The sequence below is a fragment of the Myxococcus sp. AS-1-15 genome, from assembly GCF_020037055.1.
Taxonomy (GTDB): Bacteria; Myxococcota; Myxococcia; order Myxococcales; family Myxococcaceae; genus Myxococcus; species Myxococcus fulvus.
The window spans coordinates 1-17,939 of record NZ_JAIQDF010000032.1; the positions used below are offsets into that span (position 1 = coordinate 1).

General features: G+C 68.4%; 15 protein-coding genes and 1 pseudogene. 9 read left to right on the forward strand and 7 right to left on the reverse strand.

The window, feature by feature from the left end; all coding sequences use genetic code 11:
- Window positions 1-185: 185 nt before the first annotated feature.
- Both K8625_RS42775 and K8625_RS42780 read right to left on the reverse strand, forming a co-directional pair.
- A complete protein-coding gene (locus tag K8625_RS42775) occupies window positions 186-671 on the reverse strand; it encodes a hypothetical protein (protein ID WP_223750189.1) in 486 nt (161 codons plus the stop codon).
- Between the two features lie 36 nt (window positions 672-707).
- Window positions 708-1,409: a DUF6585 family protein gene (locus tag K8625_RS42780; RefSeq protein WP_223750190.1), complete on the reverse strand. Its 702-nt coding sequence runs from the start codon at window positions 1,407-1,409 to the stop codon at window positions 708-710.
- Window positions 1,410-1,808: 399 nt separating this feature from the next.
- On the opposite strand from K8625_RS42780, the gene K8625_RS42785 reads away from it, so the two are divergent.
- The 5 genes from K8625_RS42785 to K8625_RS42805 all read left to right on the forward strand — a co-directional run bounded on the left by K8625_RS42785 (window position 1,809) and on the right by K8625_RS42805 (window position 5,341).
- Window positions 1,809-2,537, forward strand: a complete 729-nt coding sequence (locus K8625_RS42785; protein WP_223785978.1) for a hypothetical protein — start codon at window positions 1,809-1,811, stop codon at window positions 2,535-2,537.
- Window positions 2,538-2,575: 38 nt separating this feature from the next.
- Window positions 2,576-4,186, forward strand: a complete 1,611-nt coding sequence (locus tag K8625_RS42790; RefSeq protein WP_370642037.1) for a sigma 54-interacting transcriptional regulator — start codon at window positions 2,576-2,578, stop codon at window positions 4,184-4,186.
- A 56-nt stretch (window positions 4,187-4,242) separates the two neighbouring features.
- Window positions 4,243-4,431, forward strand: coding sequence for a hypothetical protein (locus K8625_RS42795; protein WP_223785979.1), 189 nt, complete (start codon window positions 4,243-4,245; stop codon window positions 4,429-4,431).
- A 130-nt stretch (window positions 4,432-4,561) separates the two neighbouring features.
- Window positions 4,562-4,882, forward strand: coding sequence for a hypothetical protein (locus K8625_RS42800; protein ID WP_223785980.1), 321 nt, complete (start codon window positions 4,562-4,564; stop codon window positions 4,880-4,882).
- A gap of 72 nt (window positions 4,883-4,954) precedes the next feature.
- Window positions 4,955-5,341 carry a hypothetical protein gene (locus tag K8625_RS42805; RefSeq protein ID WP_223750194.1) on the forward strand — a complete coding sequence of 129 codons (387 nt, stop codon included), beginning with the start codon at window positions 4,955-4,957 and terminating at the stop codon, window positions 5,339-5,341.
- Here K8625_RS42805 and K8625_RS42810 read toward each other — a convergent pair.
- Entirely contained in the window at window positions 5,331-8,966 is a 3,636-nt protein-coding gene (locus K8625_RS42810) for a serine/threonine-protein kinase (protein WP_223785981.1), read from the reverse strand. The genes K8625_RS42805 and K8625_RS42810 overlap by 11 nt on opposite strands.
- 507 nt (window positions 8,967-9,473) lie before the next feature.
- Complete coding sequence (locus K8625_RS42815) at window positions 9,474-10,886, reverse strand: serine hydrolase (protein WP_223785982.1); 1,413 nt, start codon at window positions 10,884-10,886, stop codon at window positions 9,474-9,476.
- Window positions 10,887-11,016: 130 nt separating this feature from the next.
- Between K8625_RS42815 and K8625_RS42820 the strand changes: the two genes are divergently transcribed.
- Window positions 11,017-11,238, forward strand: coding sequence for a hypothetical protein (locus K8625_RS42820; protein WP_223785983.1), 222 nt, complete (start codon window positions 11,017-11,019; stop codon window positions 11,236-11,238).
- Window positions 11,239-11,246: 8 nt separating this feature from the next.
- Here K8625_RS42820 and K8625_RS42825 read toward each other — a convergent pair whose 3' ends face one another.
- The gene (locus K8625_RS42825) at window positions 11,247-11,684 is read right to left on the reverse strand and encodes a hypothetical protein (protein WP_223785984.1); all 438 of its coding nucleotides are present in this window, start codon (window positions 11,682-11,684) and stop codon (window positions 11,247-11,249) included.
- 458 nt (window positions 11,685-12,142) lie between these two features.
- Window positions 12,143-12,472 (reverse strand): hypothetical protein, encoded by a 330-nt coding sequence (locus K8625_RS42830; protein ID WP_223785985.1) that lies wholly within the window; start codon window positions 12,470-12,472, stop codon window positions 12,143-12,145.
- A gap of 596 nt (window positions 12,473-13,068) precedes the next feature.
- On the opposite strand from K8625_RS42830, the gene K8625_RS42835 reads away from it, so the two are divergent.
- Window positions 13,069-15,447, forward strand: coding sequence for an Ig-like domain-containing protein (locus K8625_RS42835; protein ID WP_223785986.1), 2,379 nt, complete (start codon window positions 13,069-13,071; stop codon window positions 15,445-15,447).
- A 360-nt stretch (window positions 15,448-15,807) separates the two neighbouring features.
- Here K8625_RS42835 and K8625_RS42840 read toward each other — a convergent pair whose 3' ends face one another.
- Window positions 15,808-16,425 (reverse strand): S41 family peptidase, encoded by a 618-nt coding sequence (locus K8625_RS42840; protein WP_370640412.1) that lies wholly within the window; start codon window positions 16,423-16,425, stop codon window positions 15,808-15,810.
- Window positions 16,426-17,057: 632 nt separating this feature from the next.
- Between K8625_RS42840 and K8625_RS42845 the strand changes: the two genes are divergently transcribed.
- Window positions 17,058-17,195 carry a hypothetical protein gene (locus K8625_RS42845; protein ID WP_223785987.1) on the forward strand — a complete coding sequence of 46 codons (138 nt, stop codon included), beginning with the start codon at window positions 17,058-17,060 and terminating at the stop codon, window positions 17,193-17,195.
- Between the two features lie 408 nt (window positions 17,196-17,603).
- Window positions 17,604-17,939: pseudogene (locus K8625_RS42850) on the forward strand (hypothetical protein); the annotation flags it as partial.

Genomic DNA, 17,939 nt, shown 5'->3' on the forward strand with positions numbered 1-17,939 from the left:
CCCGGACGGGACTCTCACCCGCAGGTCTGGTGGAGCATGGACGTGCTCCTCTTTCTCGTCCTTCAGGACGCACCATGCCCCGAGGGTAGACCGGAGGGCCGGTCCCCCCAAGCGACACGAAGCGCCCCGTGCCACGCGCACACGGGGACGGCCGGCCGCCTGGAGACAGGCGGCGAGCGAGGGCTTCAGCGCTGGCTGTAGCGGTCGCAGGTGGCCAGGTACTCGTCGCTCGACATGTCGAGCGCGGCCACGCGGTACTGCTTGCCCTTGGGCTTCTTCAGCGTGGTCTTGATGACCACGAACTTCCCGATGGGGATGCCCATGTACGACTGGTCGAGGTAGGTGTTCTCCTCGATGTGCTCCCAGGCGATGTGCACGCCATCCGCGAAGTGGATGCCGTCGTGGCCGATGGTGAGCCCGGGCTGGTCCATCTTGCCCAGCACCATCGGCTTGATGCAGTTGACCAGCATCACCAGACAGCCGAACAGGATGAGCCCGGCGATGGCGAGCACGGCGGCGCCCTTGTCACGCGCGGCGAACGCGAGGTAGCCGAAGAACGCCGTGGCCACCACCCAGATGACGGTGCCGATGATGAGCTTCGTGCGCGAGTAGTAGAAATGCTGGGGCTGGTTCGACTTCGCCTTCGACTGAGCGGATCGGTAGAGTTCCATGATGTGCTGCCTGACGGTGGGGTGAGGACGAAAAGCTCAGCCGGCGAGCCGGTCTGAGAGGTAGGAGAACAGGACGGGCGCGTTGACGAGCTTCTCCTCGTCGATCTTGTGCAGCCGACCGTTCGCGAGGATGTGCAGCTCCCGAGTGGAGACGCCCTGCTCGAAGTCGTCCTGCAGCCGCAGCGACTCGATGTCCTCCCACTCGATGAGCTTCTTCTTGAAGACCAGCCCCTCGGCGCGGATCCACAGCGGACCGAAGCGCACCTCTTCGCCGCGAGCCACCTGGCGACGGATGGCCGGCAGCAGCATGGAGACGACCTGCTGGGTGACCACGGCCTCCAACTCGTCCGAGTCACTCCACAGGTGCAGCCGCAGCCGGTACTTGCTGTCGCGATGCGCGAGGATGAGGCACTCGTTGTTGTGCTCGCGCACGATGCTCGTCATGTCGCGCCACAGGACGGACTTCTTGCCCACGTGGATGCCGCGGGCGTCGAGCACCAGCGAGTTCGGCGAGAGCAGCCACGCGAACAGGTCGCCCGCGCGCCAGAGAATCAGATAGAGCCCACACGGGATGCCGAGCAGCGCGAAGGCGAACCCCGTCTGACTGCGCACCATCCCCTTCACCATGTCCGCGGGCAGCAGATGGATGCCCGAGGGCGTGAGCATCATCGCGAGCGCGAAGTAGATGAGGACGAGTCCCCCCGCCAGCCAGGACAGGGTGTGCGTGGGGAAGACCAATGAGTGCGAGTACTTCAGGGGACGACTCCCAGCGGGCCGACCGGGGCACGAGCCTCAGCGAACGTTCGGTCACCTATAAAGGAGTGCGGGCGATTTTTCGACCCCGAAACACTCTCCGCGACACCGCCTCATTTGGGAGTCAGGCTTTCCAAGCCAGCCCTGTTGGACGCGCAGGGAAATGCAGCCCGGCTCCGCCTGCCGTCTCACACGGTGAGACTCACCCTCCGCGAATGCGCGGGTAGCTCCAGGGAGTGTGTCCAGGACATGCCGTGGACATGTCGTCGACACGCCAGGTCTTCGAGGCCGCCCTCCACGGGGCCGTCGGGGTGCGTGGCACATGTCCTGCTCTCGACAGGCTCGGCGTGAGCGACACGCCGGTCCCCACTCCTGGAGAGAGCAATGGCTTCCTATCAATGGAACGACGGCCACATCCTGACGTTGTCCCAAGGCGACACCGCGAGCTGCGCGGGCGGACTCAACAAGGATCTGCTCCATGCGCTCTTCTTCTACAACAGCGCGCAGAACGAGACCGGCGCCACGCTGACCGTCGTGTGGAAGAACAGCGAGGCGCCCGTGACGGTGCGAGTGCCCGGCACCAACGCGAAGCAGGGGCTGGCGTCGCTGTTCTTCGTGTCGGGTGACGACACCAACAACGTCTCGGTGGGCATGAGCAACAACCAGCCTGGAGCCCAGGTGCAGTGCTTCATCGGGAGCGTCAAGATGCCCACCAACACCACGGGCCTCAACAACACGCTGCTGGAGGCGGATGGGAAGCTGCATCCCCTCAAGACGTTCACGCGGTACCACACCGCGCCCCAGCCCTCCTGGTACCAGGGACAGCTGCAGAGCAACGTCAATCAGTTCATGTCCGTCCAGTTCACCTCCAAGAAGGCGACCGTCAACCTCGTGAACAGCCAGGTGGAGCCCACGAGCGCGTTCTATTACGCGACCTCCCGGCTCAAGGACCTGGTGCAGATCAACCGCGCCGAGTCCCAGACACTGCAGTGGAACCTCCAGGGCAACGGGGAGCAGGTGGTGTGGATCAACGCGACCAGCCTCCAGAACTCACAGACTGCGTCCATCGCCTTGCAGAGCCTCGCCTCGCTCTACAAGCTGGTCCAGGACTAGCGCCTCCGCGGGTGGGAAGCCGGCTACAATGCCAGCTCGTGTCCCGGCCCCCTCTCGTCTCCCCTCCATCGCCCCAGCTCCTCGCGGATGTCTCGACGGCCGCGGAGCCCCCGCGCCGGGGCGGTGAGCCCATGCACCACCCGGCGGCGGTATTGACGCTCGTCGCCCATCCCCAGCTCGCCCGGGTGGGCGAGCGGCGGGTGCTCGAGGACCTCCTCGCGGGGCAGGAGTGGGTCCTCTCGCGCAACGCTCCGGACTTCACGCCCGCGTCCAGCGCCTTCGGTGCGCCGCTGGGGGACCCGTTCGTGAGCCGCAAGCCCTTCCTCCGGTTCAATCGCACGCAGACAGGGATTCGCGTCAGCGTGGGGCCCGAGACCCGGTGCACGTCGGACGGCGTGCCACTGCGGGACTCGCGCGAGTGGGACCTGGAGGCGGTGCGCTCGGGGGTGCCCCTGGAGCTGGCGGGGCGACTCGTCCTGCTGCTGCATCTGTGCGAACCCGGACCGTCCACCGCGCTCGCATCGCCGGGCATGGTGGGAGAGAGTGTGGGATTGCGCCGGGTGCGCAAGGACATCCAGCGCGTGGCGGACCTGGACCTGTGTGTCCTCATCCGGGGTGAGACGGGGACCGGAAAGGAATTGGTCGCCCAGGCGCTCCACCAGCAGGGCCCGCGCGCGAGGAAGCCCTTCCTGAGCATCAACCTGGGCGCCATCCCCAGGGAGCTCGCGGCGGCGGAGCTGTTCGGCGCCGCCAAGGGGGCCTTCACCGGGGCGAACCAGGCACGTGATGGTTTCTTCCGCGCCGCCCAGGGCGGCACCCTCTTCCTGGATGAAATCGGCGAGGCCTCCGCCGAGCTCCAGGTCATGCTCCTGCGAGTCCTGGAGACGGGTGAGCTGTTCCCCGTCGGCGCCAGCACGCCGGTTCGCACGGACGTGAGGCTGGTCGCCGCCACGGACGCGGACCTCGAGACCCACATCCGCGACGGCCGCTTCAAGGCGCCGCTGCTCCACCGGCTCGCGGGCTATGAAATCCAGCTGCCGCCCCTGCGCGAGCGCCGCGAGGACATCGCCCCGTTGTTCCTCCACTTCGCCCGGGAGGCGTTGGAGTCCATCGGGGAGTCGCATCGACTGACGCCGGGAGACCCCTACCAGGAGCCCTGGTTGCCACCGGCGCTCGCGGTCCGGCTGCTGCGCCATTCCTGGCCCGGGAACATCCGCCAGCTGCGCAACGTCGCGCGACAGCTCGTGGTCGGCAGCCGGGGACAATCCCAGCTGGAGCTGGGCCCGCGGCTCGCACAGGAGCTGGAGTCTCCCCTGCCCCTCGCGCGGCCTCCGGCTCCCGCGTCGCCTGACGCCGAGCCCCTCACCCGCCGCAAGTCCACGGAGGTGACGGAGCCGGAGCTGCTCGAGGCCCTGCGCGCGCACGAGTGGGACGTCAAGCGCGCCGCGGACCACCTGGGAATCCCCCGCTCGTCCATCTACAACCTCATCGAGCGCAGCCCGGTCATCCGGCTCGCCGGGGACTTGAGCGTGGAGGAGCTCACCCGCTGCTTCCACGAGTGCCAGGGTGACCTCGACACCATGGTCCGCCGCCTGGAAGTCTCCCGGCGCGCGCTCAGCCGTCGCATCAAGGAGCTGGGGCTCGGCTGACCCGATGACGGGGCCCCTGGATTGCAATCACATCGTGCCTCTCACGAAGTGGAGGCATGGATGAGCAATCCCCTTCCCAAGAAGCAACCACTGGCACCCCCGTCGGGGACGGGGCCATCATCATGGGCCTGGCCCCCGGCATGCACCCGGTCGAATGCACATACACGGGCGAGGGCGACGTCGCTGGAGACCTCACGGGGACCCTCAACGTCGGCACCGGCACCGATGACGACGCACACAAGTAAGCAGGGCGAAAGCGAGGCCAGGATGAGCACCCCAGCTCCTCAGCGCCCCCTGGAGAGACACGCCGATTACCGCATCGAACTCAGGGACGATGGCTGGTATCTCAACAACGTGAAGTCGCCCCGCCAAGGCATGAGCATCCCAGCGGGCCGCGAAAACACCCTCCTGTTCACAATCACGGCCGGGACCCGCTCCATCCTCGAGGACGTACCTGTCCAGCTCCACATCGGACTCAGCGGCGCGGCAGCCGCCCTCCACACCCCCGTCCGCCTGAACACCCTGCTTCCCGACGTCCTGCCCTCCGGGAGCTACCTGCTCACGGTCTACTCCTCGGAGAAGAAGCTGCTGGGTGACATGACGGGGACGTTGAACGTCGGAAAGGGTGGAGATGAGCCCCCATCCTCGGTGTCGCCACGAGCAGCGGGCGTGGACGACTCCAGCCCGGGTTGCTGAACCCGAGCCGCACGAATGGGCGGGGCCCGTGGATTGCACATCCCGGGCACTTCTCACATCACGGAGGTGTGCATGGGGATTCCACCCAAACAGAGACAAGACCCGGCGCGCGGTGGACTCGACGTCATCAAGGCCACGCGGCAGTACTGGCTCCACAACGAGAAACCGGTCAAGGACGGTAGAATCAACGTCACGGCGGGCAGCACCCATGTGCTCCTGTTCATGACCGCACACGACCTCGGAGATGCTCGAATCCAGCTCCGGACGCAAGGCTTCGACTCGCGTCCGCCTGTCGACCTCTTCGTCCCGAAGAACGTCCCCATTCCAGACTTCCTGCCCGCGGGGCAATACACGATCACCTGCCAGTTCCGAGACGTCCTGGCTGGCGAAATCACCGGGACGTTGAACGTCGGCATGGGGACCGAGGAGCCCCGCGGAAACTCCCACGTCAACGCGTGAGCGTGGCGCCCCGCGGCTCCCGTCCGTTCGACCAACGGGGGGCAAGATTCGGGTTGCGGGAGAGCGCCAGGTTCAACGCCTCCCGCGCCTGAAGCCGCGCCCTTCGGGAGTCCTCACCCTCTCCTGGCGTGAGCTCCGCCCGCGCCAGGAGCAGGCCCGCGCGGTGGGCCTGTGCGTTGGGCCATCCGGGCCTCGCCTCCAGCGCCTCGTCCACGCGGAGGAGACCTCGCTCCAGCAGGGCCTTCGCGTCCGCGCCCCGCCCGGCGCTCCACGCCGCCCAATCCAGACAGAGCCGCACGAAGGCCAGCCGGAAGTCATGGCGCTCGGGAGCAAGCTTCAGGGCCTCATCGAACGCTCGCGCCGAGGCCTCGAAGTCCTCATCCTTCCCCTGCCCCTTCGATGCACGCCAGCGGGCGAGGACCGCGAGCCGCTCCCCCTGCCCGCTCCAGGCCTCCGCCAGCCGGGGGTTGTGCTTCAGGGCCTTCTGGAGCGCGTCCTCCGCGCGCCTCAACGCAGGGCCCGGGTCTCTACCTCGTACCAGGTCCTCCGCGGCCCCCTGCACCTCGCTGGTGCCCAGATTGGACCAGGGCTGGGCATGCTCCGGCGCCAGCACCACGGCCTGCTGGTAGGCCTCCAGCGCCGCGCGGAGGCTCACGCCCGGGTCCTTCCCCGCCTCGCGCAGGTGCAGGGTCCGCACGGCGTGCACCTCGCCCAGGTTGTTGAGCGCGGGGAGCCACTTGGGCGCCACCTCGAGCGCCTTCTCATAGCTCGCCTGGGCCTGGGCCAGCAGCGGCTCCGAGGCCTCGCCGCGCTCCCACGCATCCTCCGCCAGCCGTCGGAGCACCCGTCCCACGCCGTTGTGGAGGTGGGGCAGTCGCGGATTGATGCCCAATCCCTGGCGGTACAGCTCCAGCGCGGCGTTCAGCTCCGGCTCCGGGTCTCCGCCCGAGTTCCGTCGGCGCGCCGCCAGGAGGATATGGACCTCGCCTCCATAGAAGAACGCCACCACGTGTCTGGGATTGATGCGTCGGCCCTCGGCCAGGGCATCGCGCGCCCGGGACAGGTCCTCCTCCTGCTCCGCGCCGTGCGAACCCTCGGCCCGGGTGATGTATGCGATGGCCAGATTGATGTACGGCTCGGGCAGTCGAGGGTCGAGCGCGATGGCCTCGCGATAGGCCTCCATGGCCCTCCCACGGGCTTCCCGCGAGGACAGCCCCGCCTGCTCCTCGTACTCCGCCCATTCCTTGTGGAGCAGCCCTCGCTGGTTGTGGAACCCGTGGTCTCGCTGCTCGGGAGCGATTCCCTCCAGCATCGCCAGGGCCTCGCGGAAGCGCTCGCGCGGGTCGCCTCCGTGCTCCCGGCGGGACTGTCCCCACTGGAGCAGGACGTTGACCAGCTCGAGCCGCGCCTCGGGCCGCTGGGGTGCGAGCGCCAGCGCGGCCCGCAGGCGCTCGGAGGACTTCTGAAGCAGCGCCTCCAGGTCCACGCCATGGCGGCCCCGGTCCTCGGCCCAGCGACGATGGAAGCGCGCCTCCAGGACGAGCGACTCATAGTCCTCGGGTGAGGCGGCCAGCGCCCGCGCGACGGAGGCGAGCCCCCGCTCGTAGGCGGGCCCCACATCGCCCTTGTCGTAGAGCTCCATCAACAGCACCGCGTACTCGAGCCCAGCCAGGGCCCGATGCGACGCGGGCAGACTCTCGGCGATGGCGATGGCCCGGGAGTAGGCGCCGCGAGCGGCCTCGAAGTCGCGCAGCGCCTCCTCACGCGCACCGGAGGTGCCCTTGCGAGTCGCGCGAGCCACCAGGATGTCCCCGCGCAGCATCGGCGCCTCGTGGAGCCAGGGCTGCTGGGTGCCCAGCGTGTCCAGCAGACCGAGGGCCTCGTCCAGGCGCCCTTCGTAGAAGGCCAGCAGGGCCGTGCCGTACTCGGGAGCGAGCCCCTCCGCGCCCTGGCTCTGGCGCAGGTACGCGAGCGCCGGGTCTCGATAGTCGCGCTCCAGATCACTCAGGCGCGCCTGTCGTTGCTCGGGAGAGCGCAGGCGCTCGGCCTCGAGCAGGTGCTCCCGGTAGAGCTGCCCCATCACCAGGGCCAGGGACTGGGCCACGCGGGGCTCACGGAAGTCCGCGCTCCACGCGGACTCCAGGGAGCGGCGGGCCTGGGCGAGGTCGCCCAGCGCGAGGGCGCCTCGTCCCAGCGCGTAGTGTCCGGGGCCCTGGGCGCTCGGCCCACCCGTGTCGATTTCGGCGGCGAGCACCTCCATCCGCTCGCGCAACCTGCGCTGGTCCTCGCGCGTATCGTGCAGCGGGGCGAGCGCGGAGTAGCGCGCCAGGGCCTCGATGCGCTCCACCTGCTCGGTGAAGCGGCGGGCCAGGCGCTCACGCACCGAGGCCTCATGGCGAGCCAATGCCACCTGCCCGAGGGCGCTCGCGACGACCAGGAGCATCGCGGCGGCCACTGCCACGCGGCGCCAGTGTTTGCGCAACCGCTTGCGGAGCTGGTAGCTGGCGCCCCGGTGCGCGCGCACGGGCTCGCCCGAGAGGTAGCGCTCCAAATCCTCCGCGAGCGCGCGCGCCGAGTCGTAGCGAGCGGAGCGGTCCTTCTCCAGACACTTGAGGGTGATGGCCTCCAGGTCCTCGGGGATGGCCTTGTCCAGCATCCGGGGTGGCCGAGGCTCCGCGGTGCGCAATTGCTCCAGCACCTCCAGGGCCGTGTGCCCCTCGAATGGAGCACGCCCGGTGAGGAGGAAGTAGAGGCTGGCGCCCAGACTGTAGACATCCGCGCGGCGGTCCAGCGAGGCGTGCTCGCCGCGGGCCTGCTCGGGGGCCATGTAGTGGGGCGTGCCCAGCAGGGTCCCATCCAGGGTGGTGCTCGCGGACCAGTCACGGGCGAGGCCGAAGTCCATGACATAGGGCTTCAGCGTGCCATCATCGGCGCGCTCCACCATGATGTTGGAGGGCTTCAGGTCGCGATGGATGAGGCCCACGCGATGCGCCTCGTGCACGCCGAGCGCGGCATCCCGGAGCACCATCACCCGCTGCTCCAGGCGCAGCGACGGAGCGAGCGTGCCGAGGGGTTGCCCGTCGATGAACCGCATGGCGATGAAGACCTTGTTCTGGACCTCACCGACCTCATAGACCTCGCAGACGCGCTCGTGACTCACGCGGGCCTGGGCGCGGGCCTCCGCGATGAAGCGGCGCGTGAGCCACGACGACTCGTCGCGGACGAACTTGAGCGCCACCTGACGTCGCAGGCGCGGGTCCCACGCGAGGAACACGCGCCCCATGCCGCCCTGCCCCAGGAGCCGGACGGGCTGGTAGCGGTCCCACCCGGGCACGGGGAAGTCCTCGGGCGCTATCGCGCTCCGTGCCTCGACGGGAGGCGACACCGTGACCGTGTCGTCGGGAGAAGGGCCCGCCGCGGGGTTCGGAGCCGGGTGACTGGACAGGTCCTGACGCAGCGCCGCCAGCGTCTGCGCGGAGAGCCGCCCACGCTCCAGCAGGAGCTGGAGGGGGCTCTTCCCCATCCGGAGCGCCTCCTCGCGAATCGCAGTCACCTCGTCCCGGGTGAGCAGGCCTTCAGCCAGCGCCACCCCGAGCAACGGCTCATCACCATCCTGGACAGCCATGGGACCCCGCGGTCAGGAACAGGCAACAACCCTCCACGGGTGCCTAGCATGCCCTGAGCGGGACAGGTCTGGGAGGGGGCCCCGCACGTCCCCGCGCTACAGCGCAGGTCCGGGGAGCCCCAGGCCCGCATGGGCCGCCTTGGAGCGCCCCAGGTCGAGCCCAGGTGTCGAGCTCCGAGACATCCTCGAACATCCACTCGCCCGCAGACACAGGGAGCGTCCCTCTTCAAACACCCTCCTTGAAGCCGACTTCAGCTCGTTTGGGACGTGTTTCATGAATCACCCCACACAAGGAGCACCACCACGCTGCGTTCGACCTCCCACCACAGGTTGACTCTGGGACTGCTGGCCCTGTGCTTGTCGTGGCATCCCCCGTCGCTCACGCGGAAGACCTCCTGCCGGGCAACCCCATCACGGGGCCACTGCTCTTCAACCTGAGATGCGCCCAATGTCATAGCACCGCCCCGGGGACCAACCCGCTGGCCGCATGGGCCTCCAGGGCCTTCGCTACTTCTTCAGCTCGTTCATGCCGAACAGGGACTCGCGGCCATCCGGGATGAGCGACACCTTGTACACGTAGGTGTCGATGCCGAAGTCCACCAGGTACGTGTAGACGCGGTCATCGCCCACCACCTCTCGCTGGGCGAGCCGCAACTTCCCCGTGGGCCCCAGCTTCTTCAGGCGCTCCGTGAAGTGCGGCAGCGCCTCCGAGGCGAGCCACGGCGGCGCGTAGGCGAAGCGGGCCTTGTCCACCGTCCCCGCCCTCACCTCCTCGAGGAACGCCGTCAGCTGGGCGGTGACCTGCGGCTCGGTGTCCTCGACGGCGGCGAGCTTCGGCGGGCCGAGCGCCGGGTTGACGATGGCGGCGATGCCCTCGGTGAACCGCCCGGGGCTGGCCTGCGCCGTGTTCGCCAGCACGATGATGGACAGCGAGTCCCCCTCGTAGTGGGCGTAGTGGGCGCGGAACCCCTGCCACGCGCCACCGTGCTGGTGCAGCGGCTTGCCATTGCGCTCCAGCAACTGCCAGCCGAATCCATAGGAATGCGTGGCGCCGCTGTTGAGCCGCACGGGTGAGAGGATCTCGCGCCAGCTCTCCTCGCTCAAGAGCGCGCGCTTCCGCACGGCGGTGTCCCACGCCAGCAGGTCCTTCACGGAGAAGTAGAGCGCTCCGTCTCCCGTCGTGTTGAGTGACGGGGACACCCAGGTCTGGTGCTTGGGCGTGCCCTTCACCAACTGATAACCGGACGAGCGGTTGGGGATGATGTCGGCCTCGCTGATGCCGCGCGCCGTCTTCATGCCCGCGGGCTTGAAGACCTTCGCATCCAGGACATCGACATACGTCGTGCCCGTGATGCGATTCACCAGCAGGCCCAGCAGGACATAGCCGGAGTTGCTGTAGCTGAAGCGCAGGCCCGCCGGGAACTCCAGGGGCAGCGTGTAGATGAACCGCGCGAACTCCTCGTCCGTGTAGTCCTTGCGCTCGTCGAGCTTCCCCTCCAGGTCCTGGATGCCGGACGTGTGCGTCAACAGGTGGCGCACGGTGATGGGCGCCCAGGACGCGGGGGCGTCCGGGTAGTGCTTCGTGATGGAGTCGGACAGCGACACCCTGCCCGCCTCCACCTGCGCCATCACCGCCATGGCGGTGAACATCTTCCCCACCGAGCCCGACTGGAAGAGCGTGTCCGTCCCCACGGGGACGCGGTGCTCCAGGTCGGCGGAGCCGTACCCCTTCGCGAGCACGACGCGCCCATTGTGCACCACGCCCACCGCGAGCCCCACCACGCCCTGGCGCTTCTGCTCCGCCTGGACGAACGCGTCGATGCGCCCGCGCAACGAGCCCTGCGCCAGCGCGGGCCCCGCCGCGAGGAGGACACCAAGGATGACGCCGAAGATCCGCCTCTGCCCCGAACGACCTTGCATGAAAGCTCCTGCGCGAGAACACCCCTGTGGCCCTACGCAATGACTGCAACAGGATTGCGCTTCTTGGCAGGTCTCCGCCTGCCCCCTGCCCCTGCAGGGAGGATAGCCCCGCTCCACGCAAGCCCTCCGAATGAATTCGCGCGCCCCCGCGCCCTGGGGGCCTCACGCTCATGTCAGCGAAACTGTCTACCGGAGGACCACGCCCGCGACGCCGCGGCCCAAGACGTTCGCCAATGCCGCCCCCGCCCTGCACAGCGGCATCGCGCGGCGCCGGGCCATCGACTTCCCCAGCCTGGACGCCATCGTGTGGATGAGCCCCTCGAACCAGGACGTGCTCGTCTACCGCCTGTGAGGCGACGCTCAGAACCGGCCGCCCAACCCCAACGTCATCCCGCCCTGGGTCACCGAGACCAGGGGTTGCAGGTGGACGTCCGAGGGGGCCGGCGGCGCGCTGTTGGCGGCATGGGACAGCTCATGGCCCACGAAGGACCCCAGGACCGAGCCCACCAGGGCGACCGAAGGGACGATGATGAAGTCGCCCTTCTCCACCAGGAGCAGAGACACCACGGCGCCTGTCCCCGCGCCGGCCCCGGCCCCCAGGAGCGTTCCGCTCCACGTCCCCTTTCCATCCAGGATGCGTGATCCCCACATGATGCCGATGGGCGCGCCCACGGCGGCGCCCACGAGGAAGCCCGCAGCTGCATTGTCGATGCACGCACCGATTCCCGAGCGGGATTGACACGACGCATTGCCCACGAAGAAGCCGGGGAGCCCCATCGATAAGGATGTCACGGACATGGCGCCAATCTCCACCGCGATGCGGGCACTCGTGCGAAGCGCCGCTGCGTCGGATGACGGGGCCGCCTCCCGAGGCGGAATGCTCGTGGCTCCATCCGGAAGGGGCGCTTCAGCGGCCCCGGGGCCCTCGCCGGACGCGAGCGCGAGGCGCGGGGAGAGGAACAGCAGTGAAAACAGCAAGGACGATGTCGACAAGAGTCGTGCCGTGATGACGAACATGCGCATGCGCCACTGCAAGCCAGGAGCCCTTCCGAGCCCCGAGGAGTTTCCAGCGGATGCGCGGCGCGCTCACGCGACGTGGTGCCTGGCATGTGCAGCCCGGTGCACACTCCCGGCCCGGGTGCGAAGCCCGTTGTGCGGCGACAGGCCGAGGCGGCCGATGAGGAGCGAGGAACCCTCGGCGCCTCATCTCGAAGGGGGCCACGCGTGGCGGCCCCACCAGCACCGAGGCTCCGCGGTTACGGCAGACAGTCCGCGCAGGAGCCGGACAACCGGGTGTTGGCGATGAAGGCGTCATAGTCCGCCTGGGTGGTGAGGACCGCGGAGCCGAAGTCCGCGTAGACGGCCCAGAGCGAGGGCGTGGCCGCCGCGCCCTCGAAGGTTCCGCGATAGTAGTCCACCCCATTGTTCGTCTGGATGAAGCTCCACCCGTGGTTGCGATTCCAGGGGCGGCAGCTGGCGTGGGTCACCATGTAGCTCTTCGTGGGATTGCCCCCGCGCCCCTTCCACAGGTAGCACGCATTCGCGGGCGCCTGGGAGGGAGGCGTCTGCGCTTCAGCGCCAGACATCAAGAGGCAGCTTCCCAGTGCGAGGAAGGACAAGGAGCGGCGAGGCATCATCGGTCATCTCCGGTAGAGCCCGGGTCGTCGGGCGGGAGTCCGCACTGCAAACCTCACACCCGGAGATGAAGAAGCACGGGCCCGGTGACCCCGTTCGCGGCCTGGGTCCACGCCGCGTGGTTTGACATGTCAAGGGAAGGATTTGACGTGTCAGGAGCGGGGTCGTGACGCCAGGCCGAGGATGCTGGATGTCTGCCCTAGCGCCCGAGAATTGACGGTATTCCTGGTATCACGACAGGCAATGCGCTATGAGTCGCCGGGTCGTCTCCGAGCCGCTCCTGGTCAGGGTCACTGAAGGCCCCGTCACGAGCATGTCTGAATCGAGCCCCTGAGAACGCGAAGCGCTGTCGACACCTGTCGTTGACATGTGTCCATGGCACTCGAGTGCCTGGCGGCTGGTGGCCGGAGGACGTTGGCCATTCATGTATTGCGCGACGAGACGTCGGTCGCAAGAAGAGCTGTCGTTCAATCCACGAGGGGGATGGTCCATTCCGGGCATCATCTTGCTCCTCGGGGGGAGTCCATCGATGCGAAGTGGTCCTGAAATGACGTGGTCATGGGGGCTCGGCGTGACGCTGGCCCTGTCGCTGGCGGCGTGCGGTGCGGAACCCGTGGTGGAGGAGCAGGTCCGTGCTCCGGAGCCCGGGATGTCGCAATCCGGGGAGGCGGCGTTGACGTGGGACCCGTATGCGGACGCGGTGGCGTCGGGCACCAACGCGGCGGTGCTCAACGCGAGCGCGGCGCTGGGCGCTCCGGACGGGAGGGCGGCGACCCTGCTGGGCCTGCTCAACGCGGCGCTGGTGCTGGACCTGGGCCAGGGTGAAGAAGGGACCGGGGACCTGCGCGTCTACTACCAGGGCCTGTCGCTGGCGCTGGTGGCCCAGGTGGACTTCCTGAAGGCGGATGGGACCTTCATCGGCTCCAGCCCGCTGCACCTGGTCGAGCTGGGCCTGGGGACCCATATCGCGGTGGCGAGGTACCCTGGGAACGTGCCCTATCGCTACGTGCGCCTGAAGGGGGCGCTCGCCGTGTATCTGGTGGACGCGGTGGAGACGTCGCTGCGGGTCATCTGTGGGGACGGCGTGCTGGACGGGTACGAAGTCTGTGACGACGGCAATCAGCGCTCCGGAGACGGCTGCAGCAGTGTCTGCGAGGTCGAGCCGGGCTACACCTGCACGGGACAGCCGAGCGTCTGCGACAACAACCGCGCCCCCACCGTCGAGCCCGTCCAGGCGACCACCCCCGAGGACACCGCGGTGGACATCACCCTCCCCGCGACGGATCCGGATGGCGACGCGCTGACCTACACGTTCACCCTGCCCGACCATGGCACGCTCACGGGCACGGGAGCCGTGGTGACGTACACCCCGAACGCGAACTTCAACGGGACGGATGCGTTCCAGGTCACGGTCTCGGACGGGAAGAAACAGGCGAGGGCCACCGTCACCGTCACGGTGACGCCGGTCAACGACGCGCCCGTGGCGACCTCCGCGGCGGTGACGGTGAACCACAACACGTCGACGCCCGTCACCGTGGTGGCCACGGACGTGGACGGGGATGTGCTGGGCTTCACGGTGACGACGCCGCCCGCCCACGGGACCTTGTCCGGGACGGGGGCCCGGCTGCTCTACACGCCGAACGCGGACTACCAGGGGACGGACGCGTTCACCTTCACGGCCAACGACGGCGTGCTGACGTCGAACACGGCCACCGTCAGCATCACCGTCCGGGGGCCGCCGGTCTGCGGTGACAGCTTCGTCGACTCGGGCGAGGTGTGCGACGACGGCAACCGGGCCGCGGGCGATGGCTGTCGAGCGGACTGTCAGGGCCTGGAGGTGTGCGGCGACGGCCTGGTCGACAGCGCGGCGGGAGAGCAGTGCGATGATGGCGGGACGACGCCGGGAGATGGCTGCGACGCCGAGTGCCAGCTGGACGCCTTCTCGAACATTCCTCCCACGCTCATCAGCGGGACGCTGAACTGCACCACGGCCAATTCGAACACGGGCCGCAAGGCCGCGGTGGACGCCCTGGGGCGCTTCTACGTCGTCATGCTCTGCGGTGGCTCGGTCCATGTCAGCGTGAGCGCGGACCGGGGCTTCACCTGGGTAGGGCCGACGCCGCTGGGCATCACCGACGCGGCGGAGGTCGCCATCGAGGGCGGCCCCACGGGGACCGCGTATGTGGCGGCCACGAGCGCGGGCTCGCTGCTGTTCACCCGGACCGTGGACGCGGGGACGAGCTGGGAGGCGCCGCGAAGCCTCGGCAACGCGGGCAACCCCACCGTCAGCCTGGATTCGACCGGCGACGCGGTCTACGTCGCCGTCTCACGAGGCGGCACGGGGGTGCGCGTCCTGCGCAACTTCGCGCGCGGCACGGGCGACTTCAGCGTGACGGACGTGGACCAGAACAATGCCTTCTTCGACGTACTCGTGGACAAGATCAGCGGCGATGTCTTCTCGGTGAGCGATGACCCGACGTTCCGCATCCGTCGGAGCAGCGATCAGGGGACGAGCTTCGGTCCGCAGAGCTCGCCGCCGGGGCAGGCGTTCTTCTCGGACTGGACGGGCTCCAACGGGTTCATCTACGTCACGGGCTCCTTCGGGGACGACAACGTGGATGTCATCCCGGTGTCCGCGCCGGGGACGAGCATCCAGGTGACGGGCCTGCCCACGGATGTCTCTCCGGCTCCGGTCCGGTCGATTGACGCGGACGCACTCGGCAACGGCTACATCGTCACGCAGCGGGGGACGGGCAACATCCAGTTGGACCGGATGCTCGTGGGGGCGACGTTGATTCAGCCCACGGACGCCAGGACCATCGGGCCGGGCAACGTGCCCGCGGTCGCCGCGCTCCCGTCGAACGGCGGCGCCTTGGTGGCGTACACGAACGGCACCAGCGTCTACGCCTCGGTGGTGGTGTACTGAACGTCCGGTCGCGCGCCTCCTGCTCATTGTGGGAGGCGCGCGGTTGCCGTTCCTGTTGAAGGTTGTCTTCAGGCCGCAACGCACGGCGAAGGCGCGCCCCCAGAGACTGTCGTCACGAATCGCACGTGCCGGGCAACACCGGGTCTCCATGCGGGCCCGTGCCGCCCCGGCGCAATGTGGCTTCGCGGCATGGTCCTCTTCCGAGATGCGTCCTGGGTCCTCCAGTCCGAGTCCACGCAGGAGCTGCGACCCACGGCTCCTCCGGTCAATCACCATGGCGATGAAGCGCGGTATCGCGGCCCTCTCGTGACGCCGCGCCCCGGGTCCGACATGTCCGTGCGCGTGAACGCGGAGCCCGGTTCACCGGAGGCGTTGGAGCACTTCCTCGAGCGCCTGGTCGGCGGGGACCAGGATGTCGGGGGTGATGCCGACGCCCTCCCAGTCCTTTCCCGTGTCGGGGTCCAGGGTCCGCCCGACGGGGAGGACCACGGCCAGCGAGTCCCCGAGCGGTTGTGGGCAGGCGAAGTGATTGGCCCCTGCCGTGGTCTCGCCCACCAGGGTCGCGCGCTCCGTGCGCTGGAGGGCCAGCGCCAGGTGCTCGGCCGCGGACGCGGTCCGGCTGGAGACGAGGTAGAAGACCCGCGCGCCGAAGAGGCGTGACTCCGTCGTGTGGGGGTGCACGCGGTGCTCCCGCCGATGGATTCCCTCGGGCCCATGGCCCTCGCGCATCAGGACGTCCCCGGGCGGCCCGCATTCGAGCTCGAGGTTGCGCCGTGGGGTGTCCAAGTACGCCAGGAGGGCCTCCTGCTCGAAGAGATAGGACAGCAGGACGTTCATCTCGCGAGGGCCTCCGCCGCGATGGGTCCGCGCATCGAGGATGAGCGCCTTGGCCGTCGCATGCTCTCTCATGAACCGGCCCACCGCGGCGACCGACCTCTCGTCGCCGGGGAAGGCATTGATATGGACGCACAACACCACGGTCAGCAGCTACTCAGGCAGGGGGCCACCGCTAACAGTCTTCTGCGTGCACTTGCCAGAACAGCCATTTCCAGAGCAACTGAAGGGCGTACATGAGCCATTCATATGCGCCTGACACCCATAGCCACTGCACGACGGTCCGCTGCACTCAAGGATGCACTCCACCTTCCCCGGCTCCGGGAGCGGATCATTGAGAGAGGAGTTCACCCACACGACATCCACAGTCGAGACCGTCTTGTCCTTTGACACCCGCACGGTCCTCGTCTCCCCTACCTGGTAGACGGACACATCAGGTCGCGCGAGATACTCCCGAAGTTTCGGGTCCGTCTCATCCGTCACGATTCCGGTACACGTCCCCGAGACTTCGTTCGGCTCCTCAGCTGTCACGAGCCCACTCGACAGCGCTACCGCCAGGAACAGCCACCTCATGCTAGACCGCATGTATTCTCCCTGAGAAAGCGCACACAAACTCGCGCTTAACGAGAATATAGCGCCAATGCATCGAGACTGCTACCAAACAACATATGCCATCATGATGCAAATAACCCTCAGTGGTTTTGACTCTTGAGCAGCTACCACCCCGAGGCTCCTACCCTGCCACCTCCTGGAACTCCGCGCTGACGTCGTGGGCGTTGAGTTCCTTCACGCTGGTGGACCAGCTCTCGCAGACGACGCGGTGCACCCGCGCGCCGGCCCCGGTGAAGGTGAGCGCCGCGCCCGCCGCTGGGGCAGCGGCGAAGGTGACAAGCCCCGAGGCGGAGAGCGCATAGCCCGTCCCAGCGACGAGCGTAACGGACCGGGGTAATGGATCGCAGGCGGGTCACCCAAGGTGTTCGTAGCGGGGGCGGCCAAGCGGACCGCAATCAGGAGCAGTCGGGGCGGCGGTCCGTTCCACCCTGAAGACCGTTGGAAGAAACGCAGTTGGCGGGGGCGAGAGCGCCTACGGGGCCAGTCATCCCGTGCATCTTCGCGAGTCCAAGAGCACCGCCCCGCGGTGCGGCCAGGGACGCGCGCGGATGAGCTACCGGAGAGTCGACATGGACAGGTTGCGAGAGTGGGTGCGGTTGCACCGCATGGGGGCGGGTGCGCGCGAAGTGGCCTGGTTGTTGGGAATGGGTCCGAATACGGAGAGGGAGTACCGAGCGGCCCTCGTGAGGGCCGGCGCACTGGAAGGCCCCGTGGACGAGGTGCCCGAGTTGGAAGTGCTCAAGGCCCTGGTGCAGGAGCACCTGCCGTCCAAGGTGTCACCGCAGCAGACGTCCTCGCTGGTGCCCTGGCAGGAGCGGGTAGAGGCGCTGCTGAGCCAAGGACTGGGGCCGCGAGCCATTCACGACAGGCTCCGGCTGGAGGTGGAGGGCTTCACGGCGAGCGCCTCGCCGGTGAAGCGGATGGTGCGCCAGTTGCGCAAGGCGCGTGGCGTACGGGCCGAGGACGTGGCCATCCCCCAGGCGGACTCCACGTCCTACCCGGGCGTCAACGTCTCGGCCCTCCCCTTTGGCCGCTTTTCAGGGGAC